The organism is Niabella terrae, assembly GCF_054783135.1.
The window spans coordinates 99,301-117,737 of record NZ_BAAGRD010000001.1; the positions used below are offsets into that span (position 1 = coordinate 99,301).

Annotated in this window: 15 protein-coding genes; all 15 read right to left on the bottom strand. The window is 38.4% G+C overall.

Going from position 1 to position 18,437, the window contains the following annotated elements:
- Positions 1–39 precede the first annotated feature (39 nt).
- The 15 genes from ACYVI9_RS00480 to ACYVI9_RS00550 all read right to left on the bottom strand — a co-directional run bounded on the left by ACYVI9_RS00480 (position 40) and on the right by ACYVI9_RS00550 (position 18,437).
- Complete coding sequence (locus ACYVI9_RS00480; RefSeq protein WP_460759169.1) at positions 40–1,011, bottom strand: UDP-glucuronic acid decarboxylase family protein; 972 nt, start codon at positions 1,009–1,011, stop codon at positions 40–42.
- A 16-nt stretch (positions 1,012–1,027) separates the two neighbouring features.
- Positions 1,028–2,341 carry a UDP-glucose dehydrogenase family protein gene (locus tag ACYVI9_RS00485; protein WP_460759172.1) on the bottom strand — a complete coding sequence of 438 codons (1,314 nt, stop codon included), beginning with the start codon at positions 2,339–2,341 and terminating at the stop codon, positions 1,028–1,030.
- Positions 2,342–2,478: 137 nt separating this feature from the next.
- Positions 2,479–3,501, bottom strand: coding sequence for a glycosyltransferase family 4 protein (locus tag ACYVI9_RS00490; protein WP_460759175.1), 1,023 nt, complete (start codon positions 3,499–3,501; stop codon positions 2,479–2,481).
- 81 nt (positions 3,502–3,582) lie between these two features.
- Positions 3,583–4,782 (bottom strand): glycosyltransferase, encoded by a 1,200-nt coding sequence (locus tag ACYVI9_RS00495; protein ID WP_460759178.1) that lies wholly within the window; start codon positions 4,780–4,782, stop codon positions 3,583–3,585.
- Positions 4,783–4,829: 47 nt separating this feature from the next.
- A complete protein-coding gene (locus ACYVI9_RS00500) occupies positions 4,830–7,163 on the bottom strand; it encodes a DUF4838 domain-containing protein (RefSeq protein WP_460759180.1) in 2,334 nt (777 codons plus the stop codon).
- 26 nt (positions 7,164–7,189) lie between these two features.
- Positions 7,190–8,263, bottom strand: coding sequence for a glycosyltransferase (locus ACYVI9_RS00505; protein WP_460759183.1), 1,074 nt, complete (start codon positions 8,261–8,263; stop codon positions 7,190–7,192).
- A 4-nt stretch (positions 8,264–8,267) separates the two neighbouring features.
- Positions 8,268–8,951 carry a glycosyltransferase family 2 protein gene (locus ACYVI9_RS00510; protein ID WP_460759186.1) on the bottom strand — a complete coding sequence of 228 codons (684 nt, stop codon included), beginning with the start codon at positions 8,949–8,951 and terminating at the stop codon, positions 8,268–8,270.
- A 5-nt stretch (positions 8,952–8,956) separates the two neighbouring features.
- Entirely contained in the window at positions 8,957–9,928 is a 972-nt protein-coding gene (locus tag ACYVI9_RS00515) for a polysaccharide pyruvyl transferase family protein (RefSeq protein ID WP_460759189.1), read from the bottom strand.
- Positions 9,929–10,008: 80 nt separating this feature from the next.
- Positions 10,009–11,445: a lipopolysaccharide biosynthesis protein gene (locus ACYVI9_RS00520; RefSeq protein ID WP_460759192.1), complete on the bottom strand. Its 1,437-nt coding sequence runs from the start codon at positions 11,443–11,445 to the stop codon at positions 10,009–10,011.
- 23 nt (positions 11,446–11,468) lie between these two features.
- Entirely contained in the window at positions 11,469–12,059 is a 591-nt protein-coding gene (locus ACYVI9_RS00525; RefSeq protein ID WP_460759194.1) for an acyltransferase, read from the bottom strand.
- A 2-nt stretch (positions 12,060–12,061) separates the two neighbouring features.
- Positions 12,062–12,922 carry a glucose-1-phosphate thymidylyltransferase RfbA gene (rfbA, locus tag ACYVI9_RS00530; protein ID WP_460759196.1) on the bottom strand — a complete coding sequence of 287 codons (861 nt, stop codon included), beginning with the start codon at positions 12,920–12,922 and terminating at the stop codon, positions 12,062–12,064.
- Between the two features lie 54 nt (positions 12,923–12,976).
- Positions 12,977–14,047 (bottom strand): dTDP-glucose 4,6-dehydratase, encoded by a 1,071-nt coding sequence (rfbB, locus tag ACYVI9_RS00535; protein WP_460759199.1) that lies wholly within the window; start codon positions 14,045–14,047, stop codon positions 12,977–12,979.
- Between the two features lie 95 nt (positions 14,048–14,142).
- Complete coding sequence (locus ACYVI9_RS00540; protein ID WP_460759202.1) at positions 14,143–15,123, bottom strand: SDR family oxidoreductase; 981 nt, start codon at positions 15,121–15,123, stop codon at positions 14,143–14,145.
- A gap of 70 nt (positions 15,124–15,193) precedes the next feature.
- The gene (locus ACYVI9_RS00545; protein WP_460759204.1) at positions 15,194–17,572 is read right to left on the bottom strand and encodes a GumC family protein; all 2,379 of its coding nucleotides are present in this window, start codon (positions 17,570–17,572) and stop codon (positions 15,194–15,196) included.
- Positions 17,573–17,600: 28 nt separating this feature from the next.
- Positions 17,601–18,437, bottom strand: a complete 837-nt coding sequence (locus ACYVI9_RS00550; protein WP_460759207.1) for a polysaccharide biosynthesis/export family protein — start codon at positions 18,435–18,437, stop codon at positions 17,601–17,603.

Consider the following 18,437-nt stretch of genomic DNA (forward strand, 5'->3'; position numbering starts at 1 on the left):
CCAGACTGATGGAACTGCTAATTGAAATGGCCAGCATTCTCAAACAAATTGCTTCGGCTGTTGATACCAAATTTCTGAGGGCAGTTCCTTAAAATAATTGTATGTTAGACTCAATCCTTCTTTTCGAGAAACCGTAGGTGACCATCCTAATATTTTTCGTGCTCGTGAGATGTCCGGTCGGCGCTGTTTGGGGTCATCGACAGGTAACGGCTTATAAATGATCTCTACTTTATTCCCCGTAAGTGCAAGAACCTCGTCGGCAAATTCTTTCAAAGAAATCTCATCCGGATTCCCGATGTTCATGGGGTTAGTATAATCACTTAACAAAAGTCGATAAATACCCTCAACAAGGTCGGCCACAAAACAAAAACTCCTGGTTTGAGATCCATCACCGAAAACTGTGATTGATTCCCCCCGGAGCGCCTGACCAATAAAAGCAGGTAACGCCCTTCCATCATTAAGTCGCATACGAGGTCCGTACGTATTAAATATCCGCACAATACGCGTTTCAACTTTATGAAAAGTATGATAGGCCATTGTAATAGACTCCATATATCGTTTGGCCTCATCATATACACCACGCGGGCCTACCGGATTTACATTTCCCCAATACTCTTCCGTCTGTGGATGCACCAAAGGATCTCCGTAAACTTCACTCGTTGATGCTACCAATATTCGTGCATGTTTTGCTTTTGCAAGTCCCAAACAATTATGTGTTCCCATTGCGCCCACTTTAAGCGTTTGTATAGGTATCTTAAGGTAATCAATGGGACTAGCAGGAGAAGCGAAATGTAAGATATAATCCAAATTTCCGGGTATATGAATGTACTTAGTTACATCATGATGATAAAACTCAAAATGAGGGTTCGGAAACAAATGCTCCAAATTCTTTAAATCTCCTGTAATCAAATTGTCCATCCCTATAACATGACAATTTTCATTTATAAATTTATCACATAAGTGGGATCCCAAAAATCCGGCAGCTCCAGTAATTAATACACGCTTTTTCATTATTAATTTAAATTATCTAGTTAACAATGGTCCGACCAATACTATTATAATAGTATCCGAGCTCTTTCATTTTATCCAGGCTATAAACATTTCTTCCATCAAAAATAACCTTGGATTTGAGATTCTTAGATATCCTTTCGAAATCGGGATTTCTAAATTCGCTCCATTCAGTAACTATAAGTAACGCATCTGCTTCTTTCAAAGCCGCATATTGATCTTTTGCATATTTTATCTTTTTACCCATACGGCTTTTTACGTTCGGAATTGCTTCGGGATCAAAAACAGTCAAATGTGCTCCTGCCTTCAGGAGATCCTCTATCAAACTCAATGCTGGCGCATCTCTGATATCGTCAGTCTCGGGTTTAAAAGCAAGACCCCAGATAGCAAACTTTTTGTCTTTGAGATTCCCTTTATAATATTTTTTTATTTTCTTAAATAGGACTTTCTTCTGATTCTTATTAACCTTCATTACGGTATCCAATAATCCAAAAGAATATTTATGTTCTTTGGCCGTGTGATGCAAGGCCAGCACATCTTTAGGAAAGCAACTCCCCCCGTAACCAATCCCAGAGAACAGGAATCGTTTTCCAATTCGATTGTCGCTGCCTATTCCGATACGGACCAAGTCAACATTCGCACCGGTTAACTCGCAAAGATTAGCAACTTCATTCATATAGGAAATTCTCATAGCCAAATAAGAATTCGCAACGTATTTAGTCATTTCTGCACTTCGTTCATCCATAAAATACACTGGATTTCCCTGTCTAACAAATGGTTGATAAAGCTCGTGCATAAGTTCCTTAGCTCTCTCAGACGTTGTTCCAATAACAACACGGTCAGGTTTCATGAAATCTTCTACTGCAATGCCTTCTCTTAAAAACTCCGGATTAGAAACGACATCAAACAAATCCCTTGACAATCGTTTGGCAAGTACGGATGTAACCTTCTCTGCTGTACCTACAGGAACTGTACTTTTATTAACAACTACCTTATATTCTTTAATAATTTGAGACAAGTCATCTGCAACTTTTAAAATGTACTGTAGATCCGCAGATCCGTCTTCACCTGGTGGTGTAGGTAATGCAAGAAAAATTATATCGGACTGATTAACCGCCTCATTAAGATTGGTTGTAAATCTGATACGATTATCCCTAATATTGCGCTGAAGCAATATATCCAGTCCTGGTTCATAAATGGGGCAAACGCCCTTCTTGAGTTTGTCAATCTTCGCCTTATCTACGTCTACACAACTGACTATATTACCGGTTTCCGCAAAACAAGTGCCGGTTACCAAACCGACATAACCGGTTCCAATTACAGCAATTCTCATATATTAAAATTATAAAATTTAGAAAGCTTTATTGTTTTTCGCAAATTAGTTTTAATCATCAGCAACTAGTACTCCTATATATGTTTAATATGATCTATTTTCAAATATCAGAAATTCCCATGATACTTATGTACATACTAGGTTAGTAATAGTTCCATCCATCTACTGATTGTCACTTGAAGCGAATACTTTTCCTCCACTAATTTTCTTGCATTTTCTCCCATCGCCTTAGTTTCACGGGCATTCTCTTTCATTCTAATAATAAATCTCATCCAGTCCAACGGGGAATTCACTAACCATCCCGTTTCACCCGGTTTTATTATCTCGCTATTCATGCCAACATTTGAAGCTAGTCCCGGAACGCCACAAGCACCGTACTGAATTAGTTTATATGCACATTTACCCAATTCCCATTTGCTATTGCCCAAAGGCATAATACCTATATCAAATTGCCCAATAAGCTTAGCCTCAGTTTCTTCTTTCCATTCGAACCATCTTGTTTGAGCTCCGAAATCTTCTTTTTCCGAAACACCAACTATATGAAACTCCAAGTCCGGGTATAATCGTTGAACTTCCAGTATCCATGCTTTACACGGAACAAGATACTGTTCAAACGTAGATTTGGTCCCTATCCACCCAACAACAAATTTAGAACATTCCTCTCGATTCCCTCTCTTATAGCGAATTAAATCTACTACCGTCGGAATGATAACAACTTTATTCGCTCGAGACTCGTAAGCATAATTAGCCAAATAAGAATTTCCTGCAGTCACCACTTCGCTATTTCTCATCACAGTCCGTATCTTATTTTGTAAGAGTATCCGTACTATAAGAAATCTCGACTGATCATAATTGTGAAATATTGCATCATCATAATCCACAATATATTTAATCTTGAATACTTTAAGCAATCTTTCTACTACTGCAGGCAAATAGGGAAAAATTTCCTTCTCAATAACCAACTTATCATATTTATAAACCGAAAAAATTACCAAGAACCTCCGAAAATATGCTTTAATTATTGATAAATATGGAATCTTCCCTGCATACAGCTTCCTTAAATACTTTTCATTAAAAAACGGCTTCACACAAATTTCAATACCTTCCGTTTCTAAAAGTGGGATATACTGATAACTTCTCAATCGACTACTTGCACCCAATTTAGAATGTTTAGTTAAGTAAAGAATTTTCATTTCAAACTACGCCAGATGGATGATTATAAAATGTTTTATTTCTATAAACTAATCGTCTAAATTTTGTAGCGCGTCAATATACGATTGAGCTGCCTTTTGAAGGGAAAAAAACGATCTTGCCTTTGTGCTGATCAAGTCCCTATCCGCAAAAAAAGTGTTTTGGATAAACTGAATAATCTCAGGCATTTTCTCGGATATAGAGTTAACATGATCAAAAAAATAACATTCCGGAAAATATTCAATTAATTCTTCTGTATCACCAATTCCTTTACTTGTAACAACAGGCAGACCACAAAGAAGATACTCTCCAAGTTTAATTGGCGCAACCCCTTTCATACTACATTTTGGCTTTCGTAAAGCAAATCCCAAATCCGAAGCGTTTAAATAGAAAGGCACCTGTTCTGGTTGCACTGTTTTTAATATTACTCGATCGCTAAGGTCTTCAGGGATTTGCTTCGTGGCAAGATCTACATCGCCCGTTAGAATTAAAAACTTTGACGGTCGAACCCAATTAAATTCCCCAAAGATTTTTAACATTTCTTGAAAACAATATTGTTCCCCTAATGAACCAGCGTATACAAAAACGAAGTAGTTTGCTACTTCCAATTCTCTTCTAGCCTGTTGACGAACTTGAATATCTGAATTAAATAATTTAATATCCCTCCCGTTTCTGACGACAAAAAACTTCTTTTGAAACTTTTCTCCTATAGTTTTCAGATGTAGTTCTATTGCTTTATTTGAGCGTGTTAGGACTATGTCAGCCTTCTTTAATATTTTGGCTTCCATCATTTTACTTAAATAATAAACGGCAGAGTTCTTCTTCAATCCCGAAAAATCCACGCGCTCTTCGATAGGAAGTCCATCTGCATCAAATATCAACTTTACCCCTCTTAGATTTACTGTGCCAATTATAAACGCGGGGATAGTGCTTCTAGGAATTACAACATCAATACCGTTACTTTTAATATACTTTTGAATAACTTTCCTGCCTATTACCATTGAATACAAACTACCGACTATCTTGGTAGGACGCTTATGTACTTTAATCGGATGATACTTGATTTTATATTTTGAAGCTGCTTCCTGGGTCTTGGAAATTCTCCCACTATCAGCCCAAGTAAACTGAATAACGTGAAACTGCCAACCTACTTTGTTTAAGTTTATTTCATTAAAAATCGGCATAAAAAGACCCTCCATGTAAGATGTCTGTGGCCCATCCCAAGTAATAAATAGAATCTTTTTCATCATGTCTTTAGAGTCCATATTCGTAATCCGCTAAACTCATTTGTCTACAACTAATTTTCGATCATAGGCACCCAATCTCTTCTAGTCATAAAATAAGGGTAGGCGCCATCAATTGAAATAAATCCAGACTGTTTCAAAACTTCCCACACACCATGTTGTCTATCACTCACTTCGAAATTCACGGACAAATTATTGTTCTTCTGGAACTCATAGACCTTACCGTCGGGAGCTTTAATAGTAGCCACCATTCCGATGTTCAATGTAAAGTACCGAACGTCTTTGCTTATATAGAAGTAAAAATTACTCCTGGATAATGAATTAAACTTATGATCAGCATCTCCGACAATTAAATAGGGTAAGTTTTCAGTAGCAATTATCTTGGAACCGTTACGTTTATCATCCACTTTCATCCAATATTCTCCGGGCGGAATATCATTAAATCTTAGATTAATGTTTCTAGATGGCTCAATATGCTTATACAGGATAGGATTATTCAAACCAGAATCCGATTTAGCAAACAAATACATATCTGCGCCTGGCTGCTTTGCGGACTTTATTAAACCTGCATACATTGTAAGTTGTGAATTTTTAGAAATATTTAGGAGATATAATTTCACGCCCCTTAATGCAGGATGAGGGTGCGCTCTACTTTCCTTTTTCGAATCTAAACTAACCTTAAAGTTTTTATAATCATACCTATTCCACTTTTGTGGCTTTAAGTTCCTTTTTATATAGGCCGCATACTGTCTATCACTACTATCCTGTCCATTAGTTAGTCCGCTGGTCTCAATACCATATTTCTTCAAAATAGTGGACATTCGACGTTCTAATGCATAAATACCGTAAATGCTTCTATCGATATTTTTATACCCATATTTAAACAGTTTCACTAAAGTTTCTTTTGAAGGAGTACGCGTGTATTCTCGATAAAAATAAATCGTATTCACGTAGGCAAGTATATCTTCCCATCTTTGCTTTTCTAACCTATTTGAAGCCCTCTCTATTGCGGTCAGTCCGATATTCAACCATTCATCCAGGTCATTATCGATTGGCATCCCTCTTTTATAGGAGGAAATCTTATTGAAAACTTCGAATGCCATTTTCTTGGTAGAAGGAAACATTGTACTAAAAAAATCATTTTTTAATACATTAATACTGCTAGCTGTATCCCAAAGCATTTTACTAGTTATATAATGCCCCAACCCCTTAGCGATCCACCCATTTGTGGTTTCGGCTGTATATAATTTAGAATTATTTCGAGCGTAAAACCTTAAATCTTGTGACAACTGACTGAGGTTTACAGCCTTTCCACCACCTGGTAAATCTAAATCCCAAGCGGTAACACCGAGATAGTCTCTAACACCAATTGTTTTAGCTTTTAAACTCCACAACTTAAACAACTCTTCATATGTATAATTAGTGGAATTATAAGCTGTCGCTATATATATTATAATATTATCTTCCAATTTAAAATGTGGTGGCTGAGAATGTTGATTGTATGCGTACAAGGCAACGAATGCAAAAGGATAATACCTTTTTAACTCCTTAGCTACAAGATTTGCCAAAAAGTAAACTTGTTCAGAAGGCGTCCTTAGACTTGTACAAGTTTCACAAAACCCTTTTCCATCAGATGGCTCCATTGAAATCATAAAGCGATCCCCATATTTCTTATACGCTTTTTCCGCACGTTTCAAAGCATCAGCAACTACTAACTTCTGCAACTCTTTATTCTCTACATTAAATTTAGCGTTCTTAGGTATTTTACCTCTTTCAACATTTACAGCGAAGTACTCTGGGTGTTTTAAGAATTCAGCTTTATTGTCCGAAATAATCGTTTCATAGACATGACCATAAGTCCCTGGAACTAGCTCCCGAAGACAATTTGCCTTGACCCAAAAATTATAATCCTTACTAGCAGATTCAGAACCTGTGCCATACCCGTACCAAATCCGCCTATTTATAAAGGTTGGTTCAAACGAAGATTTCATAGGCAAAAAAATCGTGTGTAGCGTCGGATAATAATGCCAAGTTTCACTGGGGAAATAATACCTAAAACCCAATCTATTAAGGTAAATAAACATGCCGTCCGTGAGTGCGTCCTTCGAGTTTGCCTTAATCAATAAACTATTGTCTGTGCTTATGATATCGATTAATTCTCTATCCTTTTCTTGATCCCTAATCTCAAATTTAATTGATTTCCCAAACAAGGGGCGAACCCTAATTGCAATCGCTGGGTTGGCTTTCTCTATTTGTGAACCAAAAAGATCGTATATCGTATTGAGATCTCGATTCGGTTGACCATAAAGAATCGAGTTTGGAAAAATCAACAATATAAAGTACAGCAATAAAGGCGACTTACCGTAAATCCTCTTCTTTTGCAGCATCTGAGAAAAATATTTTATCGACAATGTTAAGATTGATAAAGTTCAATTAGTGCGTTTACGTGCCTTTGCAATGTAAACCTACCAGTTACCGTATAATGGCCATTTTCACCGATACGTTGAAGTTCAGCTAAGGGAAGCGAAAGAACATGAATCATTTTATCCAAAAGCTTTGCATTATCACCTGGCGGGACCAAAAACCCGTTTACATCATCCTTAATAATATCAGGCGCGGCTCCAACAGCCGTACTTAAAACCGGCGTTTTGCTATACATAGCTTCAAGTATCGAATTTGAAAAACCTTCGGATAATGAGTTCAGAACAAATAAGTCGGAATTTAATAAATAAGGATACGGATCGTCAACAAAACCGACAAACACTACTTTACTTTTCAAGTCAAGCTTCTCCACCAACTCTTTTAGTTTGAGCTCAGAGTTACCTGAGCCACATATTGTTAACTTAATAAATCTGCCCGTTCTTTTTACCACTTCTAAAAACACATATAGTAATCCTTCGATGTTTTTTACTGACTCGAGTCGACTAATTGTTACAATATTAAAACAGGTAAAGTCCTTATTTGCAAACACCTTAGAAAAATCATAGTCAAATATCCCAAAATTTGGCACTATACATGTTTTAGCTTTGTGAAGATGCAAAATTTCTGAAATGTTTCTTACAACAACTTCCGATTCTCCGACCACTTTATCAGCCCTACTAAAAATATTCTTAAATATAAAACGGGCTTTAGCTGACCAATGTGGGATACCGATTTCTTCAACTATTACTTTAGGTATACCCGCAAGTTTTCCAGCAACAAACCCAAAAAAATTTGCTTCAGCCCCAGAATTATGAAGTACGTCAGGTTTTTCTTTCTTCAAAAATAGGTATAGCTCAAGTATAGTCTTTAACGAGGGGATCGAATAAGACAATCCTAAACAAACAACTTTCTTGCCGTTATTTTTAATTTTAGTCTCGGCGGCGCCTCCTTTATTAATTGCAACGAAAATCCATTCATTATAATTATCATTATATCGTGACAGATTAGCCATTTTAGATTCGATGCCACCAAAATCCAAAAACGTTGAGAGTCGAACAATCTTCATTAAATCAACTTAATCTATCTATTATCTCCACAGATTTTCTATTAAACCATGACTTCACTTCAATTACGCTTTGCTCTAATCCTTTTGCATTATTAAGGTCTTTGACATTCCAAAACCCTTTCCTGGAAGCTCCGCCAAAATGAATTAATAAATCTTCATGCGCTATTACTGCTTTTACATTACAAACCTCTTTATTCAATATTTCTGCTTGATACTTTGTCAGCCCCCACCACCATTCAAACTCTTCATCCAATTTATATTTTTCATACAGTTTTCTATCAGTCAAGAAGCAGTAACCATCCGCTCTTTGTGGCTCATTCTTGCAAACGCCAAGTGCGGTAGCTCCGTACTCATGAATACTCATTAGTTTATCCAACCACTCACTATGCCGTATTTGCACATCAGAATTCAAGAGCAGCACATATTCACTATCCGCTGCAATACTTTTAACAGCTTCGTTATTCCCTGGAGAAAATAGGATATTTTTAGGCGAAAAAATTAAACGATCTATCCAACCTCTTTTTAGTGCATATAGGTTGACTAATTTTGTAATTAACCTTGAATTATTATCAAAAACAATTACTTCATAATTTCCATAAACAGTAGTATAAAGAGATCGTAGCGTCCTATACACATACTTGGGCGCATTATATGTCAAAACAACTATGCTGACTTTCGGCTGTTTCATACCAATCAAGACTTGTTATTGAAAAACTGCGCTTTCCATTGTGCAATATTTTCCTGAGGAATACTGATCTTAGTTTCAAATGAGTCGTTAATTGCAGTATTTAGCCTAACTACAAGCTCTCCCCTATTTATAACATTAAGATTAAAGTCTTTCTGTTTCTCAATTGCTCTATTATCTACACCAATAATGATGGCACGTCTACCTTTTTGAAGTGCTCGGATGCCGCCATGAAGTCTAGTACCAATATAATCACAATCGGTTATATTCAAAAATGCATCATAATCTTTAAGTGTGGGATCGACAACTTTTATTCTGGAAAGGTCCAAATCGAGTTCGTTCAAATACAGCAAATCTTTTCTACTCTGAATCCAAAAAAAGACCCTAGAATAATTTGCCAGAAGCTCAGAAACTAAAAACCTGTCTATTTCAGGGCTCTTACTATAATCTGTTAAAGTAAAAATCACCGTATCTGACTTGTTCGTCGGAATCCTTTCACAATGCTCAGGTGTAAGCCTCCACATTGTTGGACATGATGTATTTATAACATTCACAAAGCCTTCTTTCTTCAACTTATTCTCAGTATAACTATCTCTTACCGAGTGAACAAAAGAATTGTGAAGTATGTTCTTTAACAATCGCTTAGTTATAAAATTTGGTTGATCTTGGTAATTTCGCCATCCGACCCCCAATAGTAAAATTTTATTCCTAATTAGATAACTTTGCCAAAGCGACAATTTCCATTGTCTATAGCGGTTCATTGCGGACGACAAAATATTTGAACCACCGACAATCCCCAACTCAGAATTCCTTATTAACGATAGGCTCGTTCTACCGATAATCTCATGTGTAGGAATTCTCAAAAACATTGAGTGATTAAAGATTTCGGCCAGTTCATTATAGACTGCATCCATAATAATTTCATCTCCTACATTTTGGGTAGCAATTGATGTATCTAACACTGAAATAGTCCTTACCATAAAAATATCACGTTTAGAGAATAAAAAACCGAAGTTGAAAAACAGAATACAAGAAACTAACTGTTGTACTTTTTATTCATCTATAGCTTAAGCACACTTTTAATTGTTTTTAAACTCGAAAACTTAAATAGAAACGCTACGCCTACATATGCTGCTACTCCAGAAACTGATGCTAATGCAAGTATAAAGAAACTACCTACTTCCAACTTCGACATCAGCCAATATGCTATCCAAGCTACACAGCAACTAGCAACGGTAAACAGAACTACTGGAAAACAGTCAGCTATCTGTTTTCGAGCAGAATATCCAATTATCCGACCTGTGTAATATGTATTTATAAAAAGTGCAACGACGGCACTGAGCGCTTGAGCATAAAAAAGCCCATAAATACCAAAAAAGAAGGAGAATGCAACCCCCAGTACAATAATAGACTTTTTTATTATCTCCACTTTTAGATATAAGTCACTTCTCCCCTTTGCTTTAAGAATATTCAAACTATACGAATCCAATGGATACAAAATTCCTGCTATAAATATGATCTGGAAAATTGGTACGATAGGAAGCCATTTTTCCGTAAACAAAAACACAATAAGTGGCTTAGCTAAAACGGCCATAAGCCCAATAACAGGTGTACAGACAAAAAAAGCCATAAGCATAATTTGTTTGTAGACGCTTCTTAATTTAACATCATCATTCTGTACTTTAGAAAATAACGGAAATGCTACTTTAGTTAGCGCTGATGAAATATTATTCACCGGCAGCATCATTAGAGCGTTTGCGCGGGTGTAAAAACCTACTTGTCCCGCCGAATAAAAGCGACCTATTACAATTTGATATAAATTAGTAAATATAGCATCAAGTATACTAGATAGTGCAAGTTTATAAGAATAATTAAAATGCGCATAAAATTTGGTGACGCTGAATCGAAAAGTAGGTTTCCAATTAGAAGTAATCCATAAAAAAAATGAGTATAGCGCAGTATTGCTTAAATAAAACCAGGCCAGACTCCAAACTCCAAGCTCTTCAAAAGCTAAATAAATACCAAGGGAACTACTGATAATCAATGCCGGCAAACTTATTAGAAATAACTTCCTAAATTTCATTTCTTTAGTAAGTATTGTACTTTGGATCGCTCCCAAGGATCCGAAGACAAAGTTTAAGCCGTACAGCCTTGTCAAGTCTTCCAATATGGGCTGTCGATAGAATTTAGAAATTAAAGGCGCACAGATATATAATACAAAATATAAAACTACACTCACTACTAAATTAAAGATAAAAACGGTGGAATAGTCGACCTCGTCAAGTTCTCTAGTTCTAATAATAGAACTGGTCATTCCTCCATTTGCGAGGGCAGTTGCAACACCGATAAAAACGCTCAGCATACCGATAAGCCCAAATTCTTCAGGCATTACCAATCTTGCCAGTATCAATGTAACGACGAAGCTTAACAATTGTGTTCCAAATTGTTGCGCGTAAGTCCAAATTATTCCTGATACAGCTTCACTTCTTAAACTCATAAGTTATAAAGTAAGGAGGCAAATTATGCGAGTTTTTCAACAACCAGGACTTTATTCCCCTTCAATCTATATGAGACTCCTGAATTCTTACAGACAACAACATCAGAAGAGCTGAAATCCAATTTTTCGCCTTGTTGACTCATCCATCCTATTTGCTTTGCAGGATTTCCTACTACCAGGGCGTAGTCCGGAACGTCTTTTGTAACAACCGCACCAGCCCCGATAAATGAAAATACTCCTATTTCAATTCCGCATATTAATGTAGCATTCGCTCCGATCGTTGCTCCCTTTCTAAGAATTGTGTTTTTATAACTATTCTTTCTTGAAATTGAACTTCGAGGATTAATTATATTAGTAAAGACAGCTGAGGGACCAATAAACACTTCATCTTCACATATTATCCCCTCATACAGAGAAACATTGTTTTGGATTTTAACATTATTTCCAACTATAACCCGGTCACCTATAAATACATTTTGACCTAAGTTGCAATTAGTTCCAATCTGGGCGGTTGGCATAATATGAGTAAAATGCCAAATTTTGGTACCATGACCAATTATCGCTCCCTTATCAATTATTGCTGAATGATGTACAAAATAAGCAGGTTCGACCATAGCTATTTTTCCAAGCTTTTAAGATATACGCCGTAGCCACTCTTGATTAACTCATCGCCTAACAATTCTAGCTCTTTTTTATTTATAAAGCCATTTCGCCAGGCAATTTCCTCAATACAACCGATTTTTGTACCCTGCCTTTTCTCGATTACCCTTACAAACTCAGATGCATCTGTCAAAGAGTCGAAAGTTCCGGTGTCCAGCCAGGCAGTCCCTCGCTCTAGAACAGATACGTGTAATTTACTCCGTTCTAGAAAATGCTTATTAACGTCAGTAATTTCATACTCTCCTCTTGCGGAAGGCTCCAGCTCCCTGGCGATTTTCACTACACTGTTATCATAAAAATACAAACCAGGAACTGCGAAATTGGATTTAGGTTTTTCTGGTTTCTCCTCGATAGAAATTGCCCTATTCTGCTCATCAAACTCAACGACTCCATATCGCTCCGGATCACTCACCCTGTATGCAAAAACATAGCCCCCTTCCACATTAGTAAGCTGCTTGAGTTGGGATTCGAGTCCTGCGCCATAAAAAATATTATCACCCAACACCAGGGCAACCTTATCGTCACCTATAAAATCGGCGCCAATTACAAAAGCCTGTGCGAGTCCGTTGGGCACTTCCTGTACTGCATATTCAAATCTGCAGCCTATTCGAGAACCATCTCCCAACAGTCGCTTAAACCCTGCCTGATCTTCCGGCGTCGTGATGATTAGAACCTCATTTATACCTGCCATCAGCAATACGGACAACGGATAGTAAATCATCGGCTTATCATAAATCGGCATCAGCTGTTTGCTGATAGCCCTTGTGATGGGATACAACCGGGTGCCGGAACCACCGGCGAGTATAATACCTTTCATAGAAATTTTAGATTTTATTGCCTGTCACAATGCGCTTATCTCTGCGGTCTGCGTTTAATCCTGATACTGCTTTTCGTAATACTGCTGGTAGGCGCCACTGGTTACATTCTCCAGCCACTCCTTATTGCTTAAAAACCAGTCGATCGTTTTAGATAAGCCCTCTTCGAATGTCACCGAAGGCGACCAGCCCAATTCTTTATTGATCTTCGTAGCATCAATGGCGTAACGTAAATCATGTCCGGGACGGTCTTTTACAAAACTGATCAACTGTTCACTGTCACCTTCAGGTCTGCCCAATTTTTGATCCATCTGTTTGCATAAAAGTTTTACCAAATCAATATTCTTCCATTCGTTAAAGCCACCTACATTATATTTCTCACCTTGTTTGCCTTCGTGAAATACCAGGTCAATAGCCCGGGCATGATCTATGACATATAGCCAATCCCTGGTATATTTACCATCACCATATACCGGAAGTGGTTTATGGTTAATGATATTATGGATCATCAGCGGAATTAGTTTCTCGGGAAAATGATTCGGGCCATAGTTATTGGAGCAATTGGTAAGTACTACCGGAAGTCCATAGGTATCTGCGTAAGCGTATACAAAATGATCAGAAGCCGCTTTTGAAGCAGAATAGGGTGAATGAGGGTCATATGATGTCGATTCAGTAAAAAGACCGGTATCTCCCAATGCTCCATAGACCTCGTCGGTAGATACATGATGAAAACGGGGAGTCGGACCATCAAAAGGCTTAGTGCTATTTAACCAAAGATCTTTTGCTGCATTTAAGAGATTAACGGTACCAATAACATTCGTATACACAAAATCCAGTGGCGCATGAATGGATCGATCAACATGACTCTCGGCGGCCAAATGAATAACTCCATCCGGTTGATTTTTCTCAAAAACCGCCTTGACGGCTCCTGCATCGACAATATCCACCTTTTCAAAAATATAATTGGGTGAATTTTCGATATCTCTCAGGTTTTCCAGATTGCCGGCATAAGTCAGGGCATCCAAATTGATAATTCTGTAATCAGGATATTTATTGACAAATAATCGGACTACATGTGAGCCAATAAAACCAGCACCGCCGGTGATCAGAATCGTTCTTGCAGACATGAATACTTTATTTAATTAAATACAAAAGAAGAAATTACTTACATTAATTTATCGACCAAGCGTAACTATAAACACATATCGGCTTATCAACCGTATCAGCTTGCAGTGGATTCAATACCCAGGAAATGAGGATGTTCCTGATACCATTGAAACGTCTTTGCCAGCCCCTCTTCAATTTTGATAGATGGATTATATCCTAGCAGGTCCCTGGCTTTAGATACATCCGCCAGACTATGTTTTACATCGCCAACTCTTTCGGGTCCATGAAGCGGCTCCAGATTACTGCCAGCTGCCTGCTTCAACTGATCGAACAAACCATTCAAACTTGTTTCATCACCACAGGCAATATTATAAACAGTATTTACTGCTTCGCTATTCTCAGTAAATAATGCCAGCCGATTGGCCAAGACGGCATTACCAACAAAGGTAAAATCACGGCTATGCGCTCCATCTCCATTAATGGTTGGCGGGGCGCCACTCAAAATTGCCTTTACAAATAGGGGGATTACCGCTGCATAGGGACCTTTGGGATCCTGGCGCGGGCCAAAAATATTAAAATAGCGCAATCCGATTAACTCGAGATTATACAGACTTGCATAAACCGCTGCGTATAATTCGTTAACGTATTTGGTTACAGCATAGGGTGACAATGGGTTACCGATTGTATCTTCCTGCTTTGGTAAGCCGGGATGGTCTCCATAAGTGGACGAACTCGCCGCATATACCACACGCCGGACACGTGATTCCTTGGCCGCCGTAAAAACATTCAAAGTGCCTGTGATATTAACAGCATTAGTAGTCAGCGGATCGGCAATCGAACGGGGGACAGAACCCAGTGCCGCCTGATGGGAGATTAATTGAATGCCCTTACAGGCTTTTAAACAGGTATCATAATCCCGGATATCGCCTTCAATAAATTCAAACTTTGGGTGATTCAGAAACGCTGCTATATTCTCTCGCGATCCGGTGGACAGGTTATCCAGAACCCGCACTTTATTGACCGCATCTTCATTCAGTAGTACCTCTGTTAAATTGGACCCAATAAACCCCGCCCCTCCGGTAATTAAAATTTTCATGCTTTGCAGTTCTATATGTTAAAGTTGCTTTGTGCGATATTTTCGTCACAACTGTAATAAATAGAAAAATTTATTTACGTGAACTAAACCAATTGACCGGATTAAATGCAGCAGCCAGTTTTTGTCCCAATGTTTTAGTATGTACTTCATCATCGTAGTAACCGCTTTGTTCCCCGCTACCATAGTAACCATAACCATAGTTGCCATAATATCCTCCACCGGTAGGCATTTTTACGTCATTAAGTATAATGGATAAATGCGGCAATTTCTTCAACCGGTACATTTCATCTATTAAACCGATCTGCTTCTTAAAGGTGCGCCCTTGACGGGTCACATAAAGTGTACAATCTGCATATTTCCCAAGCGTAAGTGCATCGCTGACCATTCCAACTGGTGCAGTATCCACAACAACATAATCAAAATTCTCTTTCAGTTTCTCAAATAGCTCGGTAATGCGCTCTGAAAGCAATAGTTCGGAAGGATTAGGCGGGATTGGGCCACAAGGAAGTACATACAAATTGGATTCTCCCGGTACGGGTAATAATAGTTCATCCAATTCTGTATTGCTGACCATATAATTACTGACGCCCGGATTTTTGTTCAATCCCAGACCTGCCAAAATCCTCGGCTTCCGTAGATCAAACTCCAAAATAACCGTTTTTTTATCTGTTAGTGCTAATACTGCACCCAGATTGGTACTGATAAAAGATTTACCCTCGCCGCTAAAAGAGGACGTCACCAGAATTACGGCTTTATCCTTTTTACCAATAATATATTGAAGATTCGAACGGATAATCCGAAACTGTTCTGAAATAAGACTCCGATTGGTTTTGTTAACAACCAGCGTTTTGCCCTGGGCAGAATGCCCGATTTCTCCTAAAATGGGGGCTTCGGTTACTTTTTGGATATCGGTACGGGTATTGATACGATCATTCAGCAGTTCCTTGATAAATATAAAAGCAGTGGGCAGCAAAAGACCCAATAGCAAGGCCACTAATTTCACTGTCCCTGGGCTGGGTTTTACAGGAGTCAGATTGGGCGTTGCATTCTCCAGAATACTGCCTCCGGATAAGGTCCCTGAGACACTTAAAGCGCCGAGTTCCCGATTCTCATTCAGGATATCAAATAAGGCCTGCTTGGAAGCGAGCTGTCTTTCCAGGTCCTTTTGTTCCCCCGCTTTTTCCGGCAAATCAGAAGCTGCCGCATGATTTTGGGATTTTTGGTTTGATGCCTTGGCCAATAATTGCTGGTAATTCGCCTTCAAAATCCGAATATTCTCCAAGATGCTTTTACGAAGTAATTCTAAATTTTGATTTATTGTGCCAATACGCGGGTTCTCCTCTGTAACATTGGCTTCCAAGAGGCTTCGTCGCTGAATCTGCACCTCATTGTACCTAGCAATCATACTATTCAATGTCAAATCCTCAATACCCAGACTGGAAGGCACGATTACGCTTGAAAAGGCATTGGATTTATTCTGAAGATAAGTTTCTATCTGAGAAAGACTGGAAAGGGCAATTTCCCTACCCTGAACCAGTTCCTGCTGCACTCCAGCGACACTCAGGTGTTGTTGAATTTGTGAAGTCGCATCGATTAAATCATTATTTTTCTGGTAGCGCACCAATCGGTTTTTCAAACTGTCTATGTCTGCCTGCAGTTCATTTAGCCTTTTATCTGCGAAATCAATCTTGGATTTTAAAGATAAGGTGTTCTGCTCTACAGACATGGCATTATACTGTTGCATAATACTGTTGGCGACATCGGCAGATAAATAAGGGTTAGGACTTTGATATACAATAGTAAGAATCCCCGTATTAGAAACCTTTGGTTGCACACTTAATCGTTTTGTCATTTCAGCGGCCGCTATTTCTACAGGCTTATATGAAATTATATATTCGCTACCAGGAAATGCGCGACTCGTTCTCACAAGCTCAAAAACACCATCAGGCAAAGTAAACTTCTGATCGAAAGAGATACTAGTCCCGTTGACTTTAAATTTTTGATTACTTTCTATTTCGATGTTAAATGAAAATATTTTAGTCGAATCAATCAATTGATGGACCTGGAGTGTGAAAGGTGCTAATTTGTATGCGTTCACATCTTTTACATTCCCTTTCGCAGTATATGTAAATTGGAGCAGCAATTGATCTACTACTCTTGTTAATAAGCGCTTGGATGCAAGTACCTCAATTTCGTTCTGCAAATTCCGATCCTTAAGTCCGCCGGACATCAACTCCTCCACTTTATCGCTGGTTTCACCTTCTGTATCGATAAGCATGGTACCTGTGGCACTATATTCTTCCTGGGTATATCGCAGGTACAGCCAGGCTCCTGTAATGGCCATGGCAATAAACAGGAGATAAAGTGGCAGGAACCTAATATACTTATAAAATAGATCCCTGAGACTTAACTGTTGCAGCTCAGGTTTGTCATTTAAATTCTCATTCATAAACTAATTGCCTCTTACAGGAGGGCTTCTAGTTGTTTTGGGTTAATACTATAATCAGTCCTGTCAACGCGGTAGCTACCGACACAAATGAAGTGATCAGGCCCACCCTGCTTCGGGTAGTATTCTCATCGAAGACTTTTGCTTTCTCGGGTATTGGGTCTACCAGGATGATATCATTCTGCTTTAGAAAATAAAAGGGCGAAGTAAATACATCCGGAGATGACAGGTCGACAAGACCAAGTTCTCTTTTTCCATTGTGTTCGCGGATCACTTTTACTTTATCTTTCTGACCCCATTGCGTAATGCCCCCTGCCATAGACACGGCCTGAAAGATATTGATTTTTTCTGTGGGTATATTGAATGTCTGGGGTGCGTTAAATTCGCCCACCGCGGTTACCTTATAACTTTGGAAACGAACAATTACCGTCGGGTTTTTTAGTAACTCTATGGGAGATATCAGCCTTTTTTTAATTTCTTCCTGCAACTGAAGTTTAGTTAGTCCTTCCGCTTTAATGAGGCCCAACCGGGGATACTCGATATTTCCGTTATTATCGACCAGATAACCTTGCGAAGGATTGGTCGTATTGCCCAACATATTGGCCGAATTATTCGTCATGGCGCCTCCGTCTGGTGTGGGCTGATTGTACAAGTCATCCGGATTGGCATCCGGAGGGATAAAGTCACTGTATACCTGAATGGCAAGTAAATCATTTTTCTGGATTATCAGTTCGGGAATAGTTACCGTCTTGTCGATATTCTCTTCATTGGCCTTTTCCAGATACTGAGGCAGATTTTGTTGAATTTTACAGGAAAACAACAGACTTGCCACAAGCAGCAGGCTCCCTGAAATTCTGAATACTTTCAT

What these genes read in the sequence shown, in the direction of transcription:
- ACYVI9_RS00480 (WP_460759169.1), bottom strand. Translation starts at nt 1,011, where the DNA reads ATGAAAAAGCGTGTATTAATTACTGGAGCTGCCGGATTTTTGGGATCC.
- ACYVI9_RS00485 (WP_460759172.1), bottom strand. Translation starts at nt 2,341, where the DNA reads ATGAGAATTGCTGTAATTGGAACCGGTTATGTCGGTTTGGTAACCGGC.
- ACYVI9_RS00495 (WP_460759178.1), bottom strand. Translation starts at nt 4,782, where the DNA reads ATGATGAAAAAGATTCTATTTATTACTTGGGATGGGCCACAGACATCT.
- ACYVI9_RS00500 (WP_460759180.1), bottom strand. Translation starts at nt 7,163, where the DNA reads ATGCTGCAAAAGAAGAGGATTTACGGTAAGTCGCCTTTATTGCTGTAC.
- ACYVI9_RS00505 (WP_460759183.1), bottom strand. Translation starts at nt 8,263, where the DNA reads ATGAAGATTGTTCGACTCTCAACGTTTTTGGATTTTGGTGGCATCGAA.
- ACYVI9_RS00510 (WP_460759186.1), bottom strand. Translation starts at nt 8,951, where the DNA reads ATGAAACAGCCGAAAGTCAGCATAGTTGTTTTGACATATAATGCGCCC.
- ACYVI9_RS00515 (WP_460759189.1), bottom strand. Translation starts at nt 9,928, where the DNA reads ATGGTAAGGACTATTTCAGTGTTAGATACATCAATTGCTACCCAAAAT.
- ACYVI9_RS00520 (WP_460759192.1), bottom strand. Translation starts at nt 11,445, where the DNA reads ATGAGTTTAAGAAGTGAAGCTGTATCAGGAATAATTTGGACTTACGCG.
- ACYVI9_RS00525 (WP_460759194.1), bottom strand. Translation starts at nt 12,059, where the DNA reads ATGGTCGAACCTGCTTATTTTGTACATCATTCAGCAATAATTGATAAG.
- rfbA (WP_460759196.1), bottom strand. Translation starts at nt 12,922, where the DNA reads ATGAAAGGTATTATACTCGCCGGTGGTTCCGGCACCCGGTTGTATCCC.
- rfbB (WP_460759199.1), bottom strand. Translation starts at nt 14,047, where the DNA reads ATGTCTGCAAGAACGATTCTGATCACCGGCGGTGCTGGTTTTATTGGC.
- ACYVI9_RS00540 (WP_460759202.1), bottom strand. Translation starts at nt 15,123, where the DNA reads ATGAAAATTTTAATTACCGGAGGGGCGGGGTTTATTGGGTCCAATTTA.
- ACYVI9_RS00545 (WP_460759204.1), bottom strand. Translation starts at nt 17,572, where the DNA reads ATGAATGAGAATTTAAATGACAAACCTGAGCTGCAACAGTTAAGTCTC.
- ACYVI9_RS00550 (WP_460759207.1), bottom strand. Translation starts at nt 18,437, where the DNA reads ATGAAAGTATTCAGAATTTCAGGGAGCCTGCTGCTTGTGGCAAGTCTG.